Origin of the sequence: Rhizobium sp. SG570, assembly GCF_012275345.1 — a bacterium.
Classification (GTDB): Bacteria; Pseudomonadota; Alphaproteobacteria; order Rhizobiales; family Rhizobiaceae; genus Rhizobium; species Rhizobium lusitanum.
The window spans coordinates 63,893-86,534 of sequence record NZ_JAAZQI010000002.1; the positions used below are offsets into that span (position 1 = coordinate 63,893).

General features: G+C 58.8%; 29 protein-coding genes and 1 tRNA gene. 14 read left to right on the forward strand and 16 right to left on the reverse strand.

The features are described 5' to 3' along the window. Positions 1–22: 22 nt before the first annotated feature. From FHT28_RS04035 to FHT28_RS04095, 13 genes are all read right to left on the reverse strand, one after another. Positions 23–931, reverse strand: a complete 909-nt coding sequence (locus FHT28_RS04035; RefSeq protein ID WP_168595664.1) for a S49 family peptidase — start codon at positions 929–931, stop codon at positions 23–25. Further along, positions 928–2,301: a phage portal protein gene (locus FHT28_RS04040; protein WP_246704796.1), complete on the reverse strand. Its 1,374-nt coding sequence runs from the start codon at positions 2,299–2,301 to the stop codon at positions 928–930. The genes FHT28_RS04035 and FHT28_RS04040 overlap by 4 nt, the downstream gene beginning before the upstream one ends. Beyond that, a complete protein-coding gene (locus FHT28_RS04045) occupies positions 2,298–4,067 on the reverse strand; it encodes a terminase TerL endonuclease subunit (RefSeq protein ID WP_168595665.1) in 1,770 nt (589 codons plus the stop codon). The genes FHT28_RS04040 and FHT28_RS04045 overlap by 4 nt, the downstream gene beginning before the upstream one ends. Before the next feature lie 2 nt (positions 4,068–4,069). Next, entirely contained in the window at positions 4,070–4,687 is a 618-nt protein-coding gene (locus FHT28_RS04050; protein ID WP_168595666.1) for a phage terminase small subunit P27 family, read from the reverse strand. 114 nt (positions 4,688–4,801) lie between these two features. Continuing rightward, complete coding sequence (locus tag FHT28_RS04055; RefSeq protein WP_168595667.1) at positions 4,802–5,194, reverse strand: hypothetical protein; 393 nt, start codon at positions 5,192–5,194, stop codon at positions 4,802–4,804. Between the two features lie 218 nt (positions 5,195–5,412). Then, positions 5,413–6,081, reverse strand: a complete 669-nt coding sequence (locus tag FHT28_RS04060) for a transcription termination/antitermination NusG family protein (protein ID WP_168595668.1) — start codon at positions 6,079–6,081, stop codon at positions 5,413–5,415. After that, positions 6,068–7,288, reverse strand: a complete 1,221-nt coding sequence (locus FHT28_RS04065) for a helix-turn-helix domain-containing protein (RefSeq protein ID WP_168595669.1) — start codon at positions 7,286–7,288, stop codon at positions 6,068–6,070. The genes FHT28_RS04060 and FHT28_RS04065 overlap by 14 nt, the downstream gene beginning before the upstream one ends. Further along, positions 7,285–7,569, reverse strand: a complete 285-nt coding sequence (locus FHT28_RS04070) for a hypothetical protein (RefSeq protein ID WP_210255681.1) — start codon at positions 7,567–7,569, stop codon at positions 7,285–7,287. Before FHT28_RS04070 ends, FHT28_RS04065 begins: the two co-directional genes overlap by 4 nt. 5 nt (positions 7,570–7,574) lie before the next feature. After that, positions 7,575–8,216 carry a hypothetical protein gene (locus tag FHT28_RS04075; protein WP_246704797.1) on the reverse strand — a complete coding sequence of 214 codons (642 nt, stop codon included), beginning with the start codon at positions 8,214–8,216 and terminating at the stop codon, positions 7,575–7,577. Next, positions 8,213–8,599, reverse strand: a complete 387-nt coding sequence (locus FHT28_RS04080) for a DUF4031 domain-containing protein (RefSeq protein WP_168595671.1) — start codon at positions 8,597–8,599, stop codon at positions 8,213–8,215. The genes FHT28_RS04075 and FHT28_RS04080 overlap by 4 nt, the downstream gene beginning before the upstream one ends. Continuing rightward, positions 8,596–9,141 (reverse strand): hypothetical protein, encoded by a 546-nt coding sequence (locus FHT28_RS04085; protein ID WP_168595672.1) that lies wholly within the window; start codon positions 9,139–9,141, stop codon positions 8,596–8,598. The genes FHT28_RS04080 and FHT28_RS04085 overlap by 4 nt, the downstream gene beginning before the upstream one ends. After that, positions 9,138–10,499 (reverse strand): SAM-dependent methyltransferase, encoded by a 1,362-nt coding sequence (locus tag FHT28_RS04090; protein WP_246704798.1) that lies wholly within the window; start codon positions 10,497–10,499, stop codon positions 9,138–9,140. Before FHT28_RS04090 ends, FHT28_RS04085 begins: the two co-directional genes overlap by 4 nt. Further along, a complete protein-coding gene (locus FHT28_RS04095) occupies positions 10,496–10,966 on the reverse strand; it encodes a hypothetical protein (protein ID WP_168595673.1) in 471 nt (156 codons plus the stop codon). The genes FHT28_RS04090 and FHT28_RS04095 overlap by 4 nt, the downstream gene beginning before the upstream one ends. Positions 10,967–11,430: 464 nt before the next feature. On the opposite strand from FHT28_RS04095, the gene FHT28_RS04100 reads away from it, so the two are divergent. Then, on the forward strand, positions 11,431–12,075 hold the full coding sequence (locus FHT28_RS04100; protein WP_168595674.1) for a S24 family peptidase: 645 nt from the start codon (positions 11,431–11,433) through the stop codon (positions 12,073–12,075). Positions 12,076–12,089: 14 nt separating this feature from the next. Here the strand turns inward: FHT28_RS04100 and FHT28_RS04105 are convergent, their stop codons facing one another. Beyond that, positions 12,090–12,395, reverse strand: a complete 306-nt coding sequence (locus FHT28_RS04105; RefSeq protein WP_168595675.1) for a hypothetical protein — start codon at positions 12,393–12,395, stop codon at positions 12,090–12,092. 173 nt (positions 12,396–12,568) lie between these two features. On the opposite strand from FHT28_RS04105, the gene FHT28_RS04110 reads away from it, so the two are divergent. The 11 genes from FHT28_RS04110 to FHT28_RS04160 all read left to right on the forward strand — a co-directional run bounded on the left by FHT28_RS04110 (position 12,569) and on the right by FHT28_RS04160 (position 18,301). Next, complete coding sequence (locus FHT28_RS04110; RefSeq protein WP_168595676.1) at positions 12,569–12,871, forward strand: hypothetical protein; 303 nt, start codon at positions 12,569–12,571, stop codon at positions 12,869–12,871. Between the two features lie 79 nt (positions 12,872–12,950). Next, positions 12,951–13,088, forward strand: coding sequence for a hypothetical protein (locus tag FHT28_RS04115; protein ID WP_162737699.1), 138 nt, complete (start codon positions 12,951–12,953; stop codon positions 13,086–13,088). A gap of 2 nt (positions 13,089–13,090) precedes the next feature. Beyond that, entirely contained in the window at positions 13,091–13,267 is a 177-nt protein-coding gene (locus FHT28_RS04120) for a hypothetical protein (protein ID WP_168595677.1), read from the forward strand. A 29-nt stretch (positions 13,268–13,296) separates the two neighbouring features. Further along, the gene (locus tag FHT28_RS04125) at positions 13,297–13,641 is read left to right on the forward strand and encodes a hypothetical protein (protein WP_168595678.1); all 345 of its coding nucleotides are present in this window, start codon (positions 13,297–13,299) and stop codon (positions 13,639–13,641) included. Between the two features lie 28 nt (positions 13,642–13,669). Then, positions 13,670–14,647, forward strand: a complete 978-nt coding sequence (locus FHT28_RS04130) for a DUF2303 family protein (RefSeq protein ID WP_168595679.1) — start codon at positions 13,670–13,672, stop codon at positions 14,645–14,647. A 76-nt stretch (positions 14,648–14,723) separates the two neighbouring features. Further along, positions 14,724–15,050, forward strand: a complete 327-nt coding sequence (locus tag FHT28_RS04135) for a hypothetical protein (protein WP_168595680.1) — start codon at positions 14,724–14,726, stop codon at positions 15,048–15,050. Between the two features lie 99 nt (positions 15,051–15,149). Continuing rightward, the gene (locus FHT28_RS04140; RefSeq protein WP_168595609.1) at positions 15,150–16,217 is read left to right on the forward strand and encodes a hypothetical protein; all 1,068 of its coding nucleotides are present in this window, start codon (positions 15,150–15,152) and stop codon (positions 16,215–16,217) included. Beyond that, a complete protein-coding gene (locus FHT28_RS04145; protein WP_168595681.1) occupies positions 16,214–16,639 on the forward strand; it encodes a hypothetical protein in 426 nt (141 codons plus the stop codon). The genes FHT28_RS04140 and FHT28_RS04145 overlap by 4 nt, the downstream gene beginning before the upstream one ends. After that, positions 16,636–16,830 carry a hypothetical protein gene (locus tag FHT28_RS04150; protein WP_168595682.1) on the forward strand — a complete coding sequence of 65 codons (195 nt, stop codon included), beginning with the start codon at positions 16,636–16,638 and terminating at the stop codon, positions 16,828–16,830. The genes FHT28_RS04145 and FHT28_RS04150 overlap by 4 nt, the downstream gene beginning before the upstream one ends. A gap of 156 nt (positions 16,831–16,986) precedes the next feature. Then, positions 16,987–18,096, forward strand: coding sequence for a site-specific integrase (locus FHT28_RS04155; RefSeq protein WP_168595683.1), 1,110 nt, complete (start codon positions 16,987–16,989; stop codon positions 18,094–18,096). A 115-nt stretch (positions 18,097–18,211) separates the two neighbouring features. Then, positions 18,212–18,301: transfer RNA gene (locus FHT28_RS04160), tRNA-Ser, on the forward strand. A gap of 63 nt (positions 18,302–18,364) precedes the next feature. Here FHT28_RS04160 and FHT28_RS04165 read toward each other — a convergent pair. After that, the gene (locus tag FHT28_RS04165; protein WP_168595684.1) at positions 18,365–19,231 is read right to left on the reverse strand and encodes an SDR family NAD(P)-dependent oxidoreductase; all 867 of its coding nucleotides are present in this window, start codon (positions 19,229–19,231) and stop codon (positions 18,365–18,367) included. A gap of 84 nt (positions 19,232–19,315) precedes the next feature. Here FHT28_RS04165 and FHT28_RS04170 point away from each other — a divergent pair, with 84 nt between their 5' ends. Beyond that, complete coding sequence (locus tag FHT28_RS04170; RefSeq protein WP_037193845.1) at positions 19,316–19,750, forward strand: MarR family transcriptional regulator; 435 nt, start codon at positions 19,316–19,318, stop codon at positions 19,748–19,750. 265 nt (positions 19,751–20,015) lie between these two features. Here the strand turns inward: FHT28_RS04170 and FHT28_RS04175 are convergent, their stop codons facing one another. Further along, positions 20,016–20,435 carry a hypothetical protein gene (locus tag FHT28_RS04175; protein WP_281408430.1) on the reverse strand — a complete coding sequence of 140 codons (420 nt, stop codon included), beginning with the start codon at positions 20,433–20,435 and terminating at the stop codon, positions 20,016–20,018. A gap of 855 nt (positions 20,436–21,290) precedes the next feature. On the opposite strand from FHT28_RS04175, the gene FHT28_RS04180 reads away from it, so the two are divergent. Further along, positions 21,291–22,352 (forward strand): porin, encoded by a 1,062-nt coding sequence (locus tag FHT28_RS04180; protein WP_168595685.1) that lies wholly within the window; start codon positions 21,291–21,293, stop codon positions 22,350–22,352. Positions 22,353–22,642 lie beyond the last annotated feature (290 nt).

Here is a 22,642-nt window from a genome sequence, read left to right on the forward strand (position 1 = left end):
AAAACCGACGATGTCGGGATGATCAGAGCATCAAGGCGCGCTTTTCGCGCTCGGATGCAAAAGCACGGCGCCTCGTCTGCGGCGCAGCTCCATATTGCGAAGCGCCGAAGCGCTGCAGCGTATCTTCCAATGTGCCGATGCTGTCGGCCATGCCTTCCGCCACTGCCGGCTCCGCATCAACCATGTCACCACGGCCAAAACCTTCACGAACTGCAGCTAGCGAGACATTGCGGTTGCGAGCGATGGCGCGCACGAACTGGTCATAACTGGCGTCAACCTTGGCTTGCTTGCGAGCGCGAGCGTCGTCGGACAGCGGCTCAAAGGGATTGCCTTCCGTCTTGAATTCGCCAGCTTTGATGATGGTCTTTTTAACGCCAGCCTTTTCGAGGGCCGCGCTCAGATCGTCGTGAACGCCGACGACGCCGATCGAGCCAACGGAACCGCTGGGTGTCACCACCATCTCATCCGCCGCACTCGCGATCCAATAGGCTGCACTTGCTGCGTTCGCGTTGACATGGGCAACAATCGGTTTCGATCCGCGCGCCTGATAGATCATCGACGATAATTCCGGCGTGCCGCTGACAACGCCACCGGGAGAATCAACGTCAAGGATGATGGCTTTCACCCCGTCGTCGCGCATGGCGGCCTGAAAATTGCGAGCGAAACCTTCAGAGCTTGTTCCGCCTGAGATATCGCCGAACATGGACATGCGATTAGCAATGACACCGCGCAGCGGAAGAATCGCAACATTGCCTTCCTGACGTGCAACGGCCTGTTCCTGCCCCTTGCCAATCTTGGCCTCTATCTCTTCGGCGCTGTATTTCAAGCCGGCCGACCGGTCAGCCATAAAATCAAGGATAGCCTGCAGCTTGTCCGGATGAATGGCCCAGCGCTCTTCCGCCAGCGCCATGATGATATGAGCGTATCTCATTCGTCTTCCTCGCCGATTTCGGTCGCGTCGTTCGGACTTGTGGGGGATTGTGCCGCGCCGGGCACGTAGTTCGGATCTGTCGCGCGCTCCAAGGTGACGTAGTTGGACGGCACGAAGTAGTGATCGCCGGCAGGGCCGATATCGTCCATGTCCTCAAGAGCGAGGATGTTGTTCGGGGATAGCCCAGCAACACCGAAGAGCTTCTGATAGAAGTCAGCGCGTGCCGCCATGTCGCCGCGCAGGAGCGCGTTCATGTTGAACTTGACATAATAGCCGTTGGCCCGCTCGGAATCGGTGAACAGCTTATAATTCAGCTCTTCTTCCCATGCATTGATCCATGGATCGATAGTCTGGCGAACGAAGGCGATCATCAGCTGTTCGATACCGGCGCCAAAGCTGGTTTGCTTCTCCTGACTCTGCAACAGGATCAACGGAACGTCATATATGCGGGCGATCTCCGCGATCTGGAATTCGCGCGTGCCGAGGAACTGCGCATCTTCCGGCGGGATCGTCGTCTGTATGAACTTCATGCCCTCTTCGAGCACTTTGACCCGGTGCGCGTTATCGAGGCCGCCCTGATCTTCCAAGCTCTTTGCCGGGCTGGCAGCGCTGGTCTTGCCGTCGCCTCTGCCCTTGATGTTGTCCCGCGCATTGGCGCTGAGCTTGCCGGGATGCATCAGGAAGCCGCCTGACTTCATGTCGTTCGCGAAGAATTTGCCGCCGAACTCTTCCAACGCCAGACCCATGCCGACCGCATTGCGAGCCATATGGATCTGCGACAGGCCGACATATCCATCCTGGCTCTGGTCCATGATGTGGATCACGTCGTCGCTTGACAGCTCGATCGACTGGCCGTTGATCGAGCTGCGGAAGAAGTGATTGCCGTTCTCGCGAACCGGCGCTGTGACTTCCGGACGAAGGGGAAAGAGGCCCACCGACTGGCCGCGCCGGTTGCGCTCGATTTCCAGATAGCCGTTGCCCCACAACAACGCATGACCCTGACCGGTCTTGCGCAGGGTGCGGGAACTCATGAACTCATTCGGGCGTAGGCCAATCGACGTTGCGAAAGGGTGATCCTTATCGGTGACGACGCGCTTCTTGCGGTCGTCGATCGTCTGATACATGCGCAGGGGAAAGCGCGCGATCGGGTTGCTGATGCGGTTGACGCAGGCATAGACGACCGGCAGATGCCGAGCGGTATATTCACTGACGTAGACGCCTGATTTGGATTTAGGCGCGAGATGGCGAACAAGCCAGCCACCAGGAGACGAGAAAGAGCCACCATCCTCAAATCGGCTCGACGCCATGAGGCCGGCCATATAGCCGGCGGCCGCGCTGCCCATTCCGCGAAGTCGTGCTGCGATGCTCATAGTTCCTCGATTTCCAGTTCGGCGAGGCCGTGGGTTTCGTAGATCGACGGACCTTCGGTTTCCTCTGCCATGGACAGGCCCACGGCCATGATGCTGGCAACAATCCCGTCGATCTTCTCTGCCGACTTCTTTTTCGTCGGCGCATAGTTCAGGTTTTCGTCGAACCGGACGGCAGTGTTGCCGGCCATCCAACGCAAGACAGGATGGCCGCCGTGATCGAGCTGACCGGACATGACAAGGCGTTCAAGGTACTTCGTCGGTTCGCCGAGCGTCGGAATGCCCTGGCGCATGATCTGAAACAGATCCTCGTCGACGCCGTCTTTCTGCATGTCGGTGACGAGCTTTGCAGCGTTCCAAGGGTCATAGCCGATCAGGGATACGTCGAAGTTCTGCAGATCCTCGTCGATGGCCTTGCGAACGTAATCCTGATCGACGTAGTCGCCCGGTGTCGTTTCGATCGCACCGATGCCGGCCCACTTGTCGTAAAGGACACGATCTTGCCTCGACCGCCGCTTGATCGTCTCTTCCGGCACCCAAAACCGCGCCGACAAGATCCACTTGCTGAATTCCTCGTCAGGAGGAAATGCGGTGATCTTCGCGGTTATGTCCTCATTCGAGGAAACGTCGAAAGCAACGAAACACTTCCGACCTTCCATACCTTCGCCGCGCCGCCAACGATCCCAAGCCTTCTTATCTTGAGCGCAGGCATCCCATTTTTTGATGGACAGCCAGCGCGTGACCGCGTCGATCCACTGATTAGCGTGGTAACAGCGGAAGTGCTGTTCAGCGCGGGGGTTATCTTTGGCAATCGCCACCTCGCGCCGCAGGAACTGGATCGTTGGCGATATGCCCAGCGATGGATTTGCTTTCGACCACATGGCTTCATCAGCCCAATCATCTTCTGGATCGAGGGCAAATATCACGACCAGCGTCGACGGTTCGTCGATCCGCCCGTCAAGGATGGATCGACTTTCCTCCCAAAGACCCCAGCCTGTCGCATTCGACTTCACACCGGCGGTCGACGCGTACAGTTCGATCGGCTCAAGCCGGGCACCTGTACCCTGTCGCAGGAAGTTCGCCAGATCGGGCGTTTCCCACTCGTGCATCTCGTCGCCGGTGATGACGGTCGGCGACTTGCCGTGCTTGCCTTCCGGCTTGCCCGACAGCAGCTCAAACAGCGCGCGGATCTTCGGCAGATAGATCGACTTCTTGAACATCTGCGTGTCACCGAGAGACGGCGACATGCTGATCATGGCCTTCATCTTGTCGAAGATGATGCGGGCTTGCTTCTCGTCGCGGGCGAACACGAAACCCTGACCGCCGACAACACCATCAAGGATGAAGAACAGCAGCGATAGGGCGGCCAGAAACTCGGATTTGCCGTTCTTACGTGGCACCCACAACATGAGGCGCCGAAAGATCCGGACATGCACAATGGTCGGCTCGCCGTTTTGCTCATCCAGGATTTCGTTTGGTGCCTTCCAGCCGACGAGCAGCCTAACGATGATCTCTTGCCATAGGCCGAGGCGAAAGGGTTTGCCGGCAAAGCGATCCTCTGTCAGACGGAAGACGGTCGGGAAGAGCGTTACCGCCGCATCAGCCTTGGCATAGTCGAACCATGCGCCGGACACCGTACAACACCGGCGCCATGCGATGCGCGCCCATTCCCAGCCGTGCTTATCAGCCGCGTCGGTGATCCATTCCGGTTCGGGCCACAGCTGCGCACCGGCGGACGCCTGAATAGCAGCAGTTGAAATGCTGTCCATGATCAGTTCGGCCGGCCTGGCGCTGCTGAATCGAAGGACTTCAGGATGCCCATAACGTCCTGCTGGCTCGCTTCAGGCGCAGGGGCTGTTGGCTTCTCACCGGCAACAGGCTGCTGATCGCCCCAAAGCGGTAGGTTACCGAGACCATGGGCGGCGGCCTGGTCGCGCATGATCTTGTAACGAGCATCAGGACGCATGCCGAAGGTAGCCTCTAGATCGCGCAGCATTTTTTCGATGTCCTGGCAGGCCTGCCAAGCCGGATGACGCTTTTTCGTCAGGTTGCCGTTCGTATCTTTGGCTTCAAACCATGTCCCTTCTTTCTGGACGGTGATGTCAGCGGCAATCCACTCGACGATATAACGGCAGTAGCGCGATAGCGGAGTTGCATCGAGATCGTTCAGCAGGTTCAGCCGCTCAAGCTTCGGCGCCAGATCATTCCAGATCTCGGTTGCCTTGCGGCTGCGCTTGAGCCACTTCGGCGGGCGAACCTTGCCGATCGCGACCGGCGTTGCCGCCTTTGGCTCGCGAGCCTTCTGCACTTCCGGTGCAGACATGCGCTTGCCGGGCGCGCCTTTTGCAGCCTGTTGCTCTACGGTATCGGGCTTGCGACCACGTGCCATCGTTCGCCCTCCTATTTGGCGACAGAAAAAAATATTTCGGTAATTTCGCGGCGACGTGCGCGGGCACACCCACCGGTCTAGCCCCTCAAGGCTCCAGACTTTTGACCCGCCCCCCTACCTATGAGGGGCGGCGGCTCGCTCTTCGGCCTGCTTCACGATGTCATGGTGATCAGGGCAGAGAGGCTGCCAGTTCGACCGATCCCAGAACAAGCGTTCGTCGCCGTAGTGGCGCTTGATGTGGTCGATGACCAGGTGCATACGCCGTGGGTTGCTCTGCAGCTCGCCTGCCATCGTCAGGTGACCCGCGTTCAGCAGGCCAACCTGTTCACATCGACGACAGAACTGGTTGTCAGGCTGAGCGAGGAAGTCGGCGCGCTCGCGTTGCCAGCGGCTGGTCTTGTACCATTGGCGGCCAGGCTGCCTATCACGCTCGCGATCATACTCGCGTTCGCGCTGCTGGCCGGTAGGCGTACCACGGAGACGGAAGGACTTCGGCTTGCTTGCCATACCCTATGAACGACAAAGGCGACCCGAGGGCCGCCTATCGTTCTTGTGATGAGACATAGCTTGCGCACTGGCCTTGAATCGGTGCCTCCGTTGAGGCTGTCAAGGCAGGGTCTGACCGGCATACCCACGTGGAGGTTTCCCTCACTCCTGGCCCGTTCTTGTCGGGCGAGTCAAACGCTTGCTTCAGGATCATCAGATCATCCGTGGAGCGAATAAGCTCATAGTTTTCCGAGCAGTGCAAGAGGGGTGGAAACCGTCTTCACTTGATCGCCAAAGCGCACTTCAACAACAGCCTCCACCGCGATCGGCTTCACTCCGCGCATCACCGTCATCTTCCGGATCTTAAGGATGCGGCCGGAATAGCCGATAAACGGCCCTTCGTCGAAGCGCACCCAGTCGCCCTTTACGAACATTTCAGAGTGGGCGCTGTTAGCATCATACTCGCCAAGCTTGATCTTGAATCTGCTAACATCTTCATCGGAGACACGATGCGGGTTTTCTGTGCCGCCGACAAAGCCGACAACCTGCTTTAGGTTCGCCAAAGCGACAAATGCAGCGGGCGATGGCACGATAGAAACGAGCAGATATCCAGGCAGGGCAGGGCGGGCACCACGCTGCACAACACGGTGCCGCACGACCGCTTTACCGCCATCGATCAGCGGCAAGTAGGCACGAACATTTTCATCCGACAGGCGCTTTTCCACAGCCCTTTCGCAGCTAGAGAAGGTCTCCAGCACGTACCAATGACGATCACCGTTCTGATTCGCGCTTGCAAGGTGGAGCATGCGTGCACGGATGGCGCGCAGGTTCGCCTGCCTTTCCAGTACGGGCATCAGCCGTGCCATGTCGAAATCCTTGCCCATGGTGATTGTTCTATGCATCGTCATTGCCGCGTCCCTCGCTGATCGTCTGTTCAAAATCCGCCATCGCTTCACCTGGCTCGCCCGCCGGGAAGTACAGCCAGTTCACGCCACTCGGGATGGGAAGCCAGGGCCACCCCATCCGCGCATGTAAGTCACGCCACGCGGCAGCCTGTTCGCTATCGCGATGGACCTTTTCAAAGCCTTCGGAGACCACGACGAGCGGCGCCGACACGGTCACCCCCTGCGCACGCTCGGCAAATTCGTGCATGGTGTTAACCTTCGGCCAGCCATACTTTTCACGGCGCTCGCGCTCGACCTGGCGGGCAGCATCGCCACCTGCTGCGACCTGAGAACGTTGGAATGCGGTTAGAACCGGCATAGCCGTTGCCATCGGCTTCAGCAGCTCAGCAAGGCGTAGAGCCATCCACGCGCGGCTGTAGGGATTGTGAACGGCGGGCGTTGCCAGTTCCGATTTGGGATCGCCAAGCTTCTCCCACGCCTTGCCCTTCAGATAGACGCTGGCATATGTGAACTTGCCCTTGATACCCTTCACCGCGCTAATGAACTCAGGCGTACGATCGAGGCAGGCAGCCCGCTCCTCCGCTGTCAGGGCTACAAAATGACGCCATGCAGCATCTTCGCTGTCGCCGATGTAGGTCGGCCATGTCGGATACCAGCGCTTGAAATCACGCTGGATCTTTTTCAAATCCTCTTCGCCCGCATCCCGCGCTCTCTCTCGATCGTTAGAAGGATCGTTAAGAGTATCGTTAATAGGTGCCGGCCCAGAGCCGGCAGGGGGTGCCGGTCTAGGGGCGGCAGGGGGTGCCGGTATACCGGCAGGGGGTGCCGGTGTGCCGGCAGGGGTAGCACCACCCTGGGAGCCAGACTTAGGACCGAATTCCTCTTCATCTTCCTCGTCGAAAGCGGTGAAGACATCGGCGCCCAAGACGCGATCAAGGATGACGCGATACCAATGGGCGCTGTCTCGGCCATCCGCGCTATCCACCTTGCGCTTTTCGACGGCGCCGATCTCAGCAAGGCGGTTGAGTGAATCCTGTACCGTCGAGCGGCCACAACCGAGCTGTTCCGCCATCTTCACCTGACTGCGGCGGCACCAGCCCTCTTTGTTGGTGTAGGTACCGAGAAGGCAAAGCACTTTCAGATCACTGCCCTTTAAGCGTGTATCTGTGACGATCCAAGCCGGGATGATGGAGAAACGCGCATTGCTCATACACACCCTCCCTGCCGTGCTGCGATCTTGAGATCGATGCGCGCCACATTGACCGCCAAGACGACAGTCTGCGGCAGATTGCCGTCAGCTAGGCGCACAGCGTTGACAGCGGCAACGCGCGCTTCGAGATATGCGATGCCTGCAAGCAGACTGACCGACTGAAGAATACGGCGGATTGCCATATGATCACGGCCGAGGACACCGTCAGGGCAGCGCATTAGCCAGTCCTCGCGCTCTGCATGCGTTTGGCAGTCCGCCAACTGCTCGACGATCGGAAGCATTTCGCTCACTTGCCGATCTCCTTTTCGATGCGGCGACCGAGGATGCGCAGGTCGTCGAGTTTCTTGCGCAGATCGGCAAGCTCCTTGGTGCAGGCGTCGAATTTCTTGATCGCGGCATCCTGCAAAGCCACGACCGCCGTCATGCCCTGCTCAATGGCTGTTTTGGCGCTCAGGAACTCGTCGAAAAGCGGATTGGTGCCGGCCTCGCCAAAGAACGCCTCGCGAACCTGCGCCACCCAATCACGCGGCACGCCGAGATCGCGGGCGACCGCGGAATCGCTCCAGGGCGACTTATAGGCGTCGTTGGCATAGACCTCGTCGAGCTTGTCATTGATGATGCGGCGATCATCGCGTGTCATCTCGCGCGGCTTATCCGCCGCAGGCGCGGTTGCGTCCGCCATGGCCTTCGTCCCCTTCTTTCTGGAAAGCTTGGCGTGGACAGGACACAAGTCCTTTCGCGGCGTGCTGCCGACCACCCAATCCTTGTTTTGGAAATGCTGGACCGCCGCGACGGGCGGCCTGCGCTTGTGCCCGCTCTGAAATGCGTAATAGCCAACGGCCTCGCATTCCGAGCAGTTGATTTTCATGGCCTTGACCTGCTGGCCGCCGGCCGTGATCGAGACTTCAGGAAAGGTGCGGCTGGTCATAGCAGCGGCCCTTTCGCATTTTCGTCGCGCAATGCCTCAATGCGGGCGATCTTGTCGCTGGCGCGCGCGGCCAATTCGGCATCACCGATGCTTTCGGCGTGGCGCAGCATCAGTTTGGCCCTGTGGATGACAGGTCCGAACCGGTCGGTTTCAATCGCGCCGGCCTTGACGGCGAGAGCGCGCTTGGAAAGAGCGATATCGAAATGCACCCAACTGGCGTTGCGATGCTTGCCGAAAGACAGCGTCGGGTGACCCTGAATCCATTTGCGCTGCACCCTGATCGTGTCAGCCATGGCCAGCAGCTCGGCGTCTGTATCGGCCCACATATGGCACATGACCATGTTGCCGAAGGCGGCCTTCATATCGTCGACATAGACGCTCATCGGCCACCTCGCTTCCAAATGTCGTAATCGCTCAGCAGTTTCAGGCAGGCCTGGCGGGCGCGATCGTCCGTGTTCAGAAGCGTCTTGCTGCTGATATTGAGGACGCTTTTCAGGCGCGTGTCGGCTTCGGCCTTGCTGCGCACCGGGCCACCAGCGCCGCGCGTTTCGAGAAAGCGCTGAAAGATCCGCCACGAAAGCATGATGGAGACGGTGCGGGTCAGGTCGTCAGAATCGGTCTTGCGCTTCAGGCGCTCGATTTCCGCGCGCAGTTCCTGCACCGTCTCGACGGCGCGACTGCGCAGACCAAGGAAGAGAAACAGGTGATCGAGCGCGCTGGCGATGATTTCGATTTCGTCGTGCAGAGCATCGCTGTTAATCGTCAGCAGCAACGCGTCCTCGCCCGTCGAGCGTCGTGTGACGATACGGATCTTGTCGCCATCCGCATCCACGTGCCAGACATCGCCAGCAAGACGGTCGGCGATATCGGTAAGACGGGCGAGCTTCGCTTTCTGGCGGTCGCGGTCGGTCAGCGGCGCGTTCATGCCGCCTCGCTTTCCGCCGCAGCTGCCGGCACAAAATCATCCCAAAGCACGCGGTCGAGTTCGGTGCGGCTCGCATAGTTGCCATCTGCGTCCAGCTCCCAGATGAACCAGGCGGTATTCATGGAACTGGTCGAAACAGGCCCATCCCATCCGTCGCGGTGCATCATCGGAAGACGGTGCGAAAACGCCCATATCCGCGAAGGCTTATGGTCCTGCAGCGCGAAATTGCGGTCAGCATCCTCAAAGCCGAAGTAGAAATTGATGTTGAGCAGCAGCGCCATCTTGCGAGGGCGATGGACGCGCAGCGCATGCGCGACGAAGGCATTGAGGTTTTCGCCGTAGGGCGGGTTGGTCACGATACTGACCGGCCTGCCGTCCATCGGCTCCGTCGCCATGAAATCGCACACGTCCTGCACCGCGCCGAACTGGTCAGCCGTGCCGTAATCGACGATATCTGACAGAATCAGATCATCATGGCCCGCCGCTTCCAGCAGGCGAACGATGGCGCCGCGCCCGCAGGCCGGCTCCCAAATCGTTCCCTCGAATTTCTCAAGCGCGAGCAACGCCCACATTGCTTCCGGAGGCGTTTGGTAAAGATTGTTGCTGCGCTCTTCCTTCGTGGCGGTTTTCGTGCCGATCGATGCGCGAAGATTGGCGCGCGTCGGCTCCAGACCCGCCCTAAGCCGTGCGCGAATCGCCTTCTCGATCAGACCCGGCTCGCGACCTTCGGCGGCTGCGAGCTTGCGCGCCTCATGAATTTCTTTCCGCGAAAGACCTGTATTTTCAGATGTTAACTCGTTTCCATCGGAAACGGCTTTCGGCCGACCACCCTTAGAAACGAGACCAGCCGCGCGCGCGGCATCCCATTCGTCGGCGATCAGCATTTTCGCGCGCGTCTCGATCAGAAGCGCGTCACCCTGCAGGCGACGAGCCTTTGCAACCAGCGCCTCGGTTGCGCCGAACTTTTCGGCAAAGCCTGCCTCCGTTTTCGCCTGCTCATAAGCGCCGGCAGCAACAATCCTGGCGCGAATGATGTCGCCGTCGTCAAGCAAAGCGCGAGCGCGTTGCACCGTGGCGACCAGACCGGACGTGTCCGCCTGCGCCGCAGCCGCGATTTCCGCGTCATGTGCAGCGCCGGCTGTTTCGGCTACCGCCGTTATGGCGCCGTCCTGATCGAGCAGCCTTTGCGATGGAAACCAAAGGTCAGCGTCTTTCTTGTCGCGGCGCAGCAGCCCCTTGCCGTTCAGACGAACACAGGCGCGACGTTCCGACAGGTCGCCGCTCTTGTACTGTCCGTTGTCGACTACATCGCGCAGGATCTGAGCGGCGCGATCGCCCGTCTTTGGCGCCGCGCTCATTGTGCACCGCCGATCATGAAGCCGTCGAGGCGGGCCAGTTCCTGCATGGCAAGCGCGATTTTGCGGCGGATGCTCTGCCGTTCGGCGGCATCCACATAGCCATCCTCGATCGCGCGGGCCGTCTCGTGGCCTACATCGTCGAGGATGCGATGAAGGCGAAGAACGCCGGTAGGGCTGAGATCGGCCGATATCATCTCGCAATGAACATCGCGCACCAGCTCGTAGCCAAGTTCGCGCGCCATCGTCGACAGGATGAAAGGATGATCGGCGCGACGATCCAGCTCGACAGCCAGATCGATGCGAATGAAGTTTTCGCGCCACTCGTGATTGAACGACGCATATTTCGAGAGGGTTGAAATCCCGATCGAAAGGATCTCGGAAACCAGCGAAACGCCGCCGAGCGCTTCATAAGCGGCTACGGTAGCAGCTTTCAGCGCACGCGCGCCGATGTCAGAAATTGAACGCACGAAAGCACCTCGCAGTTTGGCAAGGAAAAAGATCGGAGAAAGGATTCAGTGAGTGCTGGACGGCGACACCGTAAGGATGCCGTCAGGACATCACGGAGGCCCACATGATTGCGGCAGACAAAAACGCAGGAAACCATCGGCGCGAAACAGGGCGAGGCTCATACTACCGCCTCCCTTGCTTCCGCCGCTAAATCCGCCAGACGCTCCAGCGTCACATCGCAAATCTCTCGATCAGCAGCAGCCTCGATCATGCGCTTCCAATAGCCGGCGGGGATTGATCCGCGCCGACGCATGGCTTTCGCGGTCTCGTAAGGGACCGCCAAGTCATCGGCGAACGCGGACAATGAGGGCCAAAGATCAATGAGCAGAGCGTGAAACATGCCATATAGGTGCAATACACACCTACATATGTCAAGTGACGATGGATGTGATTTGCACCTTCAAACGTAGGTACAATTTACACCATGACCGACAGAATAGAACAATTTGAGAAAGCAGAGCGAGCCAAAAGGCTTGCACAAGCGCGCGTCAACGCGGGTTTTGGCGGCTATCGCAAGCTTGCGCAACGGTTCGACTGGAATGAAAACACCTACAAAGGTCACGAGCTACGTGGAAGCTTCAGCCTGACCGACGCGCGGAAATACGCCAAAGCGTTCAAAGTCTCGCTCAACTGGCTTTTCATGGGAGCCGGCGAACCGGACGATATCGACGAAGAGCCGATCAAAGCAACGGATGTTCCGCTGATATCGTGGATCAGCGCCGGGGCGCTCGGGGAACATGAGGGGATAACCGAGTTGGCCGATTTCCCCACAATCCCCGCTCTGGATCTTCCTGACGGCGATTGGATTGCATTGCGTGTCGTAGGTGATTCGATGAACAAGATCTCACCACCTGGTTCGATCGTGTTCGTGAACCGTCGCGACAAGCGTCTTGCACCAAATGCATGCTATGTCGTTGCGGACGAGTCCGGAAACGCCACCTATAAACGATATCGCCCTAACGATAATCCGCCATTCCAGCCGGCATCATATGCCGACATAGAAGCCCCTGATTTTCAGGGAGCGGTCACGGTGATTGGCCGTGTCAAGCGGTCAGTTATCGAGATGTAAGGGAAGGCGCGCGCCTAATCGCGCGCGCATTTTTTCATAACGTAGGCCGTATCTTCAATCTGATCGGCGTAGGCCTTCAGAAGTGGCAAGAGCTGCTTGCGAAGAGCTTCCATCTTCTCCAGTGCCGCGCGTTGCTCTCCGTCGAAGTTTTCACTTATCTTTGACGTATCCTGTCCTTCGAGGCCTGTAGCGACATCTCTCATCGCAGGCCCCAAGGGCTCCAAGACCGGTGCGTAGATCTTACACGCTGCCTGGTCGGCATTCGCCGAGGCAGCAAAACCGATAATCACACAAACGACTGTCGCACGGCGCCTGAACATGGCTCGCCCCTCACTTTTTCGACCAGAACGTTAGCCTGATGTATCGGGTTCAATCAACCGCGAATCACATTGATAAGATGATGCAAATTGCACCTACGATGGGCAGCTGTTTATGGTTGTTTTTGGCGTAGGTGCAAAACAGACCTATTTTGTGCTTGCCTGGCATAGGTGCAATGTGTACCTATTTCTCATCCGGTCGATTTCCTCCCATCCCCGGATGCCGCGAACCGCCGCTGTCCCTTCCTCCGGACAGCGGCGAGCGGCGGGAAAAACCGGAGCAAGCCATGAAAACCAAATCCGATACCACCGCAACCGACGCCCTCGATATCCAGCTGATGATCAAGCTGACCCTTGAGCGCAACAGCATCTCCAAAGAAGACGCGCTGAAAGCTGGCATCAGCGAAGCCAGCTTCAACCGCAACTTTGAGGCCGTCGCCGCCGGCGTGCGCGCCGCGAATATGGAATTCGCCGCCTGAGCCGATCCGGTTCGGCAACCGTCACGTCCCACCCCTGGCGTCGACGGTTTCCGAAACGGATCAAAGGAGGCATCCGAACGTGAACCACTTCACCCCCCGCATCAGCCAGCGCCCGAGTGCACCCGCCGTGTCTTCGGCGGCGCTCACCGCCCTTGTCGGCATTCAGCTTGTCGTCGCCGTCATTGCGTTCGCGTTCGTGATCGCGGGGAGGGGCTGACCATGGGCAAGCGCAGCGCAAACCCCACGTTCCGCGTCCACTTCGACGACGGCACCAAGCTCAAAATCAGCGGTGTCGACGGCCGCGACGTGCCGAAGGTCGCGAAAGCCCAACACGACGGCATCATCCGCAAGATCAAAGTCGTCAAAGACGACCAGACGCAGCGCGCGGCGAAATAGCGCGCCACCCCCTCAACCGGAGACCGATCATGAAAATTCGTGACGCCAAAACCCTGCTCGCCACGCTTGAAGGCGGCAAGGTCAACGATGATCTTTCAAACACACTGAACGCGACGGTCAAGGCGCTGACCGACATGGCAATGGACAATCACCGTGGCACCTTCAAGGCCCGCGTTTCGCTCCATTTCGATCTTGTCGTCGAGGACGGCGGCGAAATGGTCGCTCTCAATCCGCAGATTCCCATTCCCAAGCTGCCGCAACTGAAGCGTCGGACCACGATGTATTTCACGACCGACGACGGCGGCTTTTCGACCGAGCACCCCCAGCAAATGGACATGATCGGCGGCCCTCGCGAGATCATCCACAACCGCTAAGCCTGCAACCCGTCAGAAAGGAAGACCCATGACGAGCAAGACCAATGACACCGCCGCCACGCTTGAAGCCGCCGCTTCGCCGCTGCTCAACGTCGGCGCACCCGTCGACCTCGAAACCCTCAAGAAGCTTTGTGATGCCGCCGGCTCGGGCTTAGCCGTGATCGCCAACGATGCAAAGGCGATTGGCGTACCGGATAGCATTCCGGTTTTCATCAATCGCACCACCGGGAAGCCCGAGAGTGTCGCGGCGCTGTTCGACGAGTGGCGCACCGTGCCCAAGCGCAAGAGAGGAACGGCCGTCGTTAAGACGCTGGAGAGCTTCACGAGACTCACCAAGCGTCATGCCACCAGCGATAGTGTAATCTTCGCTGATACCAATTGGCGCGAGCCGTCGCTTATGTCGATCATCGACTATCACTCGATCGAGCCGGGCGGTGCTGCCGACAATTGCAGCCACCGCATCCAGTATCCGTTCCCCCTCACGGAAGAATGGCAGGCCTGGGTATCAATCAATGGCAAGCCGCTCAATCAGGGCCAGTTCGCCGAGTTCATCGAAGATCATCGCGCCGACCTTGCCGCGCCGCATGAGGATGAAATCACCTATTGGCAGGAAATGCTTGGTGGGAAAGTGGCCTATCCCAACGAGCTGCAGATGCTGTCGCGCGGCCTGAAGATTCATGCGGAGACGAAGGCCAGCAGCGCGGTGACGCTGGCGACGGGCGAGGGCGAGTTGACGTGGGAGGAAACCCACACCGCCCGTGATACCAAGGGCGGCAAGATCATCGTGCCAAGCCTGTTCATGATCTCCGTCGCACCCTTCTACCAGGGTGAAAAGGCACGCCTGCCGGCTCGCTTGCGCTACCGCATGCCGCAGGGCGGCGGTTCTGTATCCTGGTCGGTCCACCTCTATCGGCCCGACATTTATGTGACGGAGCAGGTCACGCGCGATCTGGAGCGCGTGGCGGCTGACACCGATCTGCCGGCCTACCAGGGCAAGCCCGAGTAATCACCCGACCCGGCAAACGCAGAAAGGGCGGCTCAACGCCGCCCTTTTTCACAACGACCCGTATCCGGAGCCAACTATGAACAGGATAGAAAACCGCGTCAGCCGCATGGAATTCGACGAGGACGCCATTCGCAAGGCCTATCTGGCCGGCGAAACTGCAAGCTCGATCGCGGCCCGCTGCGGCGGTCACAATTGGCGCGCCGTCTCCACCTTCATTTCCGACAATAAGCAGGCATGGCTCGACGAGGCCCGCTTCAGCCGCATCGTATCCGACGATCGCCGCACGGTGCTGCCGTGGGTTGGGACGGAAAAGAGCGGCGGCGCCTACATCATGCCGATCTCACTGCCGCGCAACACCCTTCACCTTCTGGCTTTGGCGGACAAGGCGAATGGGCATGTCTGACGACTGGCGCTTTGTCATCCTTGGCGCCTTCGGTTGGGCGCTGCTGGCGATCCTCGTTGCCCTCATGATTGCCATTGGCCGCAAACGGAGAAAACGGAAATGACCGATAATCAGCTTCTTTTCGCTGAAGCATCCGCCGCAGCTGCCGGCAATGTCGACGAGGCCGATCCGCGCCGCGTCTTGCTGGCCGTGCTGGGATGCGCGGCGACATGGGTTGCGGAAGCCCGCATCATCGGGAACGTGCGCGCAGGCGATATCAGCCGCGCCATCAGCTCAGTCCTACATACCGACTACAGCGCCGTTGATCGCTTCGCGAACGCCATGAAAGCCAAGCTCGCGAAGAAACGCGCGGAAGGCTATGGCGGATGGGACGATCCAGACGAATGCACGATCGAGCATCTATCGAAGCTGCTGATCAGGCATGCGCTGAAGGGCGACCCGATCGACGTTGCGAATTTCGCAATGATGATCCACCAGCGCGGCGCCGCGATAACGGCCGGCGAGTCCGCAGAGCCGCGAGCAGCGTGGTATGAGGACAGCACCGGCTGCTTTCATATGAGTCTCGACGTTGCGCTGATCGAAGGCAATGCGCGCGATAATGGTCACGAGATCGGCTATCTATATGGCGATCCCGTCGCGCCGTTGGCCGAAGCCGATGCGGACACTCGCCCGCGCTACAGCATGAAGCGAATGCGCGATGAGATCGCAAAATCAGCAGAGCGCGAACGCCTGCGCTTTGAAGGCGACCTCGACAAGTGGATGAAGGCCATAGGCGCCGGTATTACCGGCTATCAGCCGGAAGCCTACGCCTTGATGGATATGGCTTGCGCTGAGTTGGTAACGTTGCGCGCCAAGGTCGACGAGTTGCAGACCGAAGTCTTTGTCAAACAGACTGAGGCCAGCGGCTATCTGAAAGCCGTCGAGCAGCTGCAGCATCGAATCAGCGAACGCGACGACGATAGCGTTGGGATCGGCATGGCGATTGCAGCCGCCATCATCATGCGCGTTTGGGGTCATGATACTGAAGCAAGGGAAATCATCAGCGCTGCCGCCCTCACAACGGAAGCGCGTCTTCGCGAGATTGGCGTTGAGGATTACGATCTTGATGCTCTTCGGCCGATATTAGATGAGACCCGCTCTACTCTCCAACAGGGAGACAGCGCATGATCGATTACCTCAATCTGGCCGCACGCGTAGCGGCAGGCGATATCAAGGAGCTGAGCATAAAACAGCCGTACCCGCATCACATCTTCCACGACGGCAAGGATGTCGAAAACAGGGACTGGCCGACCAAGGTTCGCGGCTGGTTCATCGTTCATGCCGGCGTTTCCAAGTCTGAGCTGGACAAGGATGACGAGCGCGATATGGCGTTGCCGCGCGGTGCCGTTGTCGGAATGGCCTGTATTGTAGATTGCGTCACCGAAATGGGAAGCCGCTGGTTTTACGGCCGCTATGGCTTCGTCCTCCGCGATTCTTTCCCGCTTCCACTCATTCCCTGCCGTGGGCAGCTCGGTTTTTTCAACCTCGATCGCGAGATGAGGCAGACTGTTGCCGACGCGATCACGGCACATGGAAGGACGATTTCATGACGGCGCTGCCCTACGTCTATCGTTGGAATCGCCAGGGTCGCAAAGGCCAGCACTGCGAAGTCATCGCACGCGGCACCATGAACAGCTGCTGTGTCCGCTTTGGGGACGGCTACACGATGGTCACGAGCCGGAATGCGCTCGCCAAGGTGAAGGAGGGGACCAATGTTTCTCCCGCAACCCATCCCGCTTGAGGAAGCTGCCGGCCTGCTCGGCATCACCGAAGTCGGAAACCCCGCCCGTGTGGTGCGCGAATTGATTCGCCGCCACGAAATACCCTTTGTGCGCTGTGGACGAACGGTTAAGTTGCGCCCTGATCAGTTGCGCCTGCTTTCCGAGAAGATGGTCGAATGCCCCTCAAGCTCAAACGAGATGAAAAGTCCGGAATATTCTATGTCACCGGTACCGTCACAATCTGGCGAGATGGGCAACCTAATTCAGTTGAGGTCCGCCGATCGACCAAAGTCCGCGACGAAGCCCAGGCAGACGCAATCCGCCGGCAAATCGAAAACGAGGCTGCGGAGCGAAATATCACCGGTCGTGAACCCACTGTCACGTTCCGCGCAGCGGCGGAAAAATATGTAAGGGACGGCGGCGAGGCGCGCTTCTTGCGGGCCAGCCATAAAGAAGGCGAACCCTTCCGCCTTCATTCACGCTTCGACCTTTTCGCGGCGAAGCCAATAGATCAGATTAAAGAAGAGCTGATCAACACTGAAGGGAAAAAGCATTACCCGAATGACTCAACGCGACGGCGGCAATGGCATGGCCCGATCATTGCGGTCATGCGCGCCAACAAGTTCCGACCTGAAATCACCCGGCCCGACGACGGCGAGAAGCGAACGCACTTCCTGCGACCTGACCAGGCGCTGACATTCCTGACACACGTTTCCGCGTCACGCTTTCCTAACCCATGGTCGCCAGCGCTCGCCACTTTCCTTTTCGGCCAGGGCGCGCGCGTCGGCGAGACGTTGATGGTCGACGGCCGCGATGATGTCTCGCTGGAGCATCGCTATGCGATCCTGCGCGACACGAAGAATGGCAAAGAGAGGATGGTCAATCTGTGCCCGCGCGTCGTGGCCGCGCTGTCGACCTTGCCGAACCTCGGCACCAAAGGCCCGCTTTTCCTTCGTTACGACGGTCGGCCGTATGAGAAGAAGAAGGACAGGGGCTATAAGCTTTCCTTCTGGACGCGCGCGATCAGCGATATGGATTTTGACACTTCTATATATACACCGCACGTCGCGCGGCATTCATGGGCGACCTGGTTCTATAGCCAGACAAAGGATGTCGTGCGCCTGAAGGCGGAAGGTGGATGGGAATCAGACGAATGGGAGCGCTACGTCAAATTGGCAAACCCATCGATCGGCCGACTGGCCGCCAAGCTCGGATTTTCCTTCGATACCGAGAACGAAGAGAGATCAGACTCTGCGGAAAGTTTGCGGTATCAAGCGGAAAACTAAGGAAAGTTCGCGTCTGTTCCCGTTTTTGGCCGTCAGAACTTTTCAGCCGAATAATCAGCAGACACTACAAAAAAGCCTTGCAATCCTAAGCGCATCACCATAGTTAGGCCGCACCGGAGAGGTGGCCGAGTGGTCGAAGGCGCTCCCCTGCTAAGGGAGTATACCAGAGATGGTATCGTGGGTTCGAATCCCATCTTCTCCGCCAGCCCCACCGTTTCTACGCCATGTCGCGATATTCTGCTTAACCGCCGCCGAATGCCGCACGGCATCAGCGGAAGCGGGAAAGCGTTTCAGTCGTCTTTTCCCACAATTGTCGCCGTGCTTCCTCGTTATCCGCGGGGGCAACAGGCGTCAGCAGGCGCGCACTCTTCGCCGAGACATATGCCCCGGTCTGTTTGCCGAAGGCCGGATCGGTGGCCAGCCTCACGATGGCCCCTGCGCCACGCTCGGGATTGCCAATGCCAAGCCACGTCAGCAACCCGGCGACTGGACGAGCAAAGCTGAGTTCACGGCCGAGCCCGGTGACATTGAAACCCGGAGATAGGCAATTGACGACGACCCCCGTCCCGTCGAGCTGCCGGGCTAGTTCGAGGGAGAACATGATGTCCAGAAGCTTGGTGCGGCCATAGATCCTTGAGGATCCCCGTGCGGTGAAGGGGGCGATGTCGAGCAAATCCTTTTCGATGTCGAAAGCGCCACTCTGGCGCGAGGCTTCCGAGCCGACGGTAACGATGCGCGATGGCGCAGAATGCACGAGGGTTTCGCGCAGCGTATCCGTCAGCAACCAGGGAGCGAAATAGTTGACGGCGATCATTTCCGCATAGCCGTCCGCGGTGACGCGCTGCTCGAAGGCGTGCAGTCCTGCATTGTTGATGAGCACATCAATGCGCGGATGCCGCGCAGCAATGGCCTTGCCGGTCCTCACCACCGCCGCCAAGTCGGAGAAGTCGACGAAATGCACATCGACCGGCGTGCCGGGCGCGACTGCCTCGAGCGCGGCGGAAGTTTGGTCGGCCTTGGCCTTGCTGCGCGCGGTCAGGATGAGGTGCGCCCCGCATCGGGCTAGGCTCAAAGCGGCGAGCTGACCGATGCCGTCGGTAGCGCCGGTGATCAGAATTTTAGGACGAGCGGACATTTGGCACGGCACCATTTAGTTGATATATGTCCATTAGTCGGATTAGTGGACAAATGTCCACTAAATTTCTTTGAGGGGTACGCAATGAGCAAGACGCATACGGAGCTTGTGACGGAATTGGGTCGCGAACTGAACGCCCTGCTCGTGGCGTCCCGCACGGTCATAGCCGCTTCGGCCGCCCGGTTTCGTCCTGATCTTCAGCCGGCCGCCTACCAGCTTGCGGCCATGCTTGCCGGCCAGGGTGCCACAAAGGCAGGGCGCCTCGCGGACCGGCTCGGTATGGACAAAAGCGCCGTCAGCCGGTTGGCAAAAACGCTTTGCGACAATGGGCTTGCGCAAGCCTCTGCTGACCCGGACGACGGGCGGGCGATCGTCTACAGCCTGACGGACGCGGGCCGTGAAGGAATTCAAGCCGCGGACGCGGTCAAATCCGACGCGTTCCTTTCGCGCGTAGCTGGGTGGGAGAATGAAGAACTCACCCTGTTCATCGGCTTACTGAGAAAGTTCAATCGTTTTTGAAAAGCAAATGGCGGCACGGGCATTTCGACGACAAACATCCGGCAAAATGCGGCTTTAGAGGGCTATGGCGTAGACATAGTGCTCATCATCATCGGGCGCGGCCCGCCAGCCCCGCCTATTTCCCTCGATGGCCCGATAGAGCCGCCGACCACCGCATACCACACGCGGGGTAGGAATCACCGATTCCACGCTATAGCCCGATACGGCGCCATCAAATCATAATTGAGTCCAGCCGATATCGTCCCGTCGAACATCTGGAAAGTCGTCAGGGAAACGGCTCGGTAGCCGTTTTGACCGCCCGTGGCGACTGGTGCTGATCACCGCAGATGAGCCGTTGGCTGGCTGATGCCCGGTTGGCTCGCGACAGCGCGCCCAGCAGCGTCGAGGTGAACGAGGCCCGCAGCGCGTCACGCAGTTCCATGTGAAGTGCGCCAAGGGCGGGTTCGTCCTTGTAAGCGGCAAGGAGACTGGGTGGCGGCGGGGCATAGGCCGACGCCGCGCCCGCTGAAAGGAGGCTCATCAGGCAGAACATTTGCGCGCCATCGCCAAGCTCCGGCACATGGTGTCGCACGAGGACAGTCATGGTCGCGAGCCTGCCGAGGGAGGACCGCTTGTGCCTCTTGATCGTCTCGACCGAGACATTGTGCTCCAGGACGCCGCCCTGCGCGCCGAAGAGGCTGCACAGCGCCGACTTCTACGACCAAGCCGTCCAACGGCGCCTGTGGCCGTCTCCGAAGAGCTTACCGGAGTGACGTTTCCGGTGAGGTGAAGCGGCGTCAAACATCGCCAATTGTCCGATACGGCCGCCCGCCGATTGCCGCAAAATGCGAAATATCTGCTTATCTGTCGGATGATTATAACGATCTCACAGTTCTCATCTTCGTCAGGCGTGGCCCGCCATTCCTATCAAATCGTCAGTATTAGCCGCCGGCCGTTCCTCAAATCGGAATTGCGATAGATCGGCCAACACAGGCCCACCTCCGTTGCTGCCTGTTCAATTCTTCCACGGATGCGTTGCGGCATCGCAATAATCTCGCCATGGGGCCGCTCCGTCATCCAATAGCGAATCGTCCACGACGGAATCATTTGGGTACCTGCATCGATTTGGGACGGCAGGTGAGCTGTTTCGCCGCCGCCCACTACCTGCAATCGCAACGGTAAATGTCGTAAATGATCCCTGAGACGTCGCGAAAGCCTGCAATTCGCCATGGAACGGCTATTTTTGCGCCCAATTCCATTTCTTCGGCGATGTTTGCGCCTGTCTCGTAAGTCCCCGTGGATTAAAGATTTTCTTAACAAAGTCTAAACCTATATTGCGGCGGGGTTGCCGATTTGTGTCCTTTCGGCAACAGGACTTAGGGAAGGCTAACGCAAATCCCCCTTTCCGAGTAGATGTCGATTGCGTGACAGAGCGCGTCTTGTATTTTCACTCTCGGAAGCGAGGGCGATTGATCGTCCACTTCTTGAAACGCGAGGATGGGACAGGGAATACCTTCGGGTAGTTCTCATTCTCGAACAAAACTTTGACTGGAGGTCAATAATGAACATCAAGAGCCTTCTTCTCGGCTCCGCTGCCGCTCTGGCAGTAGTTTCCGGTGCTCACGCAGCCGACGCTGTCGTTGCTGCTGAGCCGGAGCCGCTTGAATACGTCCGTATCTGCGACGCTTACGGCGCCGGCTACTTCTTCATCCCAGGCACCGAAACCTGCCTCAAGATCGGCGGCAAGGTTCGTACCGAAGGTCAGTGGTACGACGCTTACAACCCGAACAGCCGTTTGGGTACGCTGTGGCACACCCGCGCTGAGTTGAACGTCAACACTGCGACCGATACCGAATACGGCCCGCTGAAGACCGAGACCATCATTCGTTGGGACTGGAACGACGGCAACACGACCAAGACCAACCTGCTGTGGGCTTACATCAGCCTCGGTGGCTTCACCGTTGGTAAGACGGACTCGCAGTTCAACGTCTTCACCGGTTATGCCGGCGACGTCATCAACGACGACGTGGTCTATGACGGCCCGTACGAGCTGAACCAGATCACCTACAACTACGATGCAGGCAACGGCTTCACGGCTGTGATCTCCGTCGAAGATTCCAATTCCGGTACGGGCGCCACTGGCTCTAACGGCGAAGACAGCTCCGACCATTACGCTCCTGACGTTGTTGCCGGTGCCGGCTTCAAGTCTGGCGCATGGGGCTTCAAGGTTGTTGGCGGCTACGACTCGATCGTCGAAGAAGGCGCCATCAAGGCTCGTGTCGATGCTGACTTCGGTGTCTTCTCGGCCTTCTTGATGGGCGGCTGGAACACCGACGGCGACAAGCTGAACAAGTACGCTGGTTCGAACGGTGCTGGCGATGCTTCCGGTATCGGCTGGGGTGACTGGGCTCTTTGGGGCGGCGCAAGCGTTCCGATCAACGAAAAGCTGAAGTGGAACTTCCAGGTCGCTTACACCGACTCGAAGATCTTCGCTGCGACCACGAACCTCAAGTTCAACCCGGTCAAGAACCTGCTCATCGAGCCGGAAGTTTCCTACACCAACTGGGATTCGATCAACGAAGACCAGTGGGCTGGTATCCTCCGCTTCGAGCGTAGCTTCTAATCTGATCTGACGTCTGTCATATCTGATTTCTCTCACTACGGTGAGGAAGAGCCCGGCCTTAACGGCCGGGCTTTTTCGTGTGCGTGATCGAACATAAATCGCGTGTGATTGAAAAGACAAAGACGACTTTTGATTCTTGATTTTTCTAATGCACTATATCCTTATATTCCGGCTTTCCTTCTAAAGTAACTCCAAGTAAAGATCGGCTTTGAGTCCAGCGGATTTGTGACGGTTTTGCGACGTGATTTTTGTGCAACGCACTTTTTGAAACGCGCGTCATAAATGCCGAT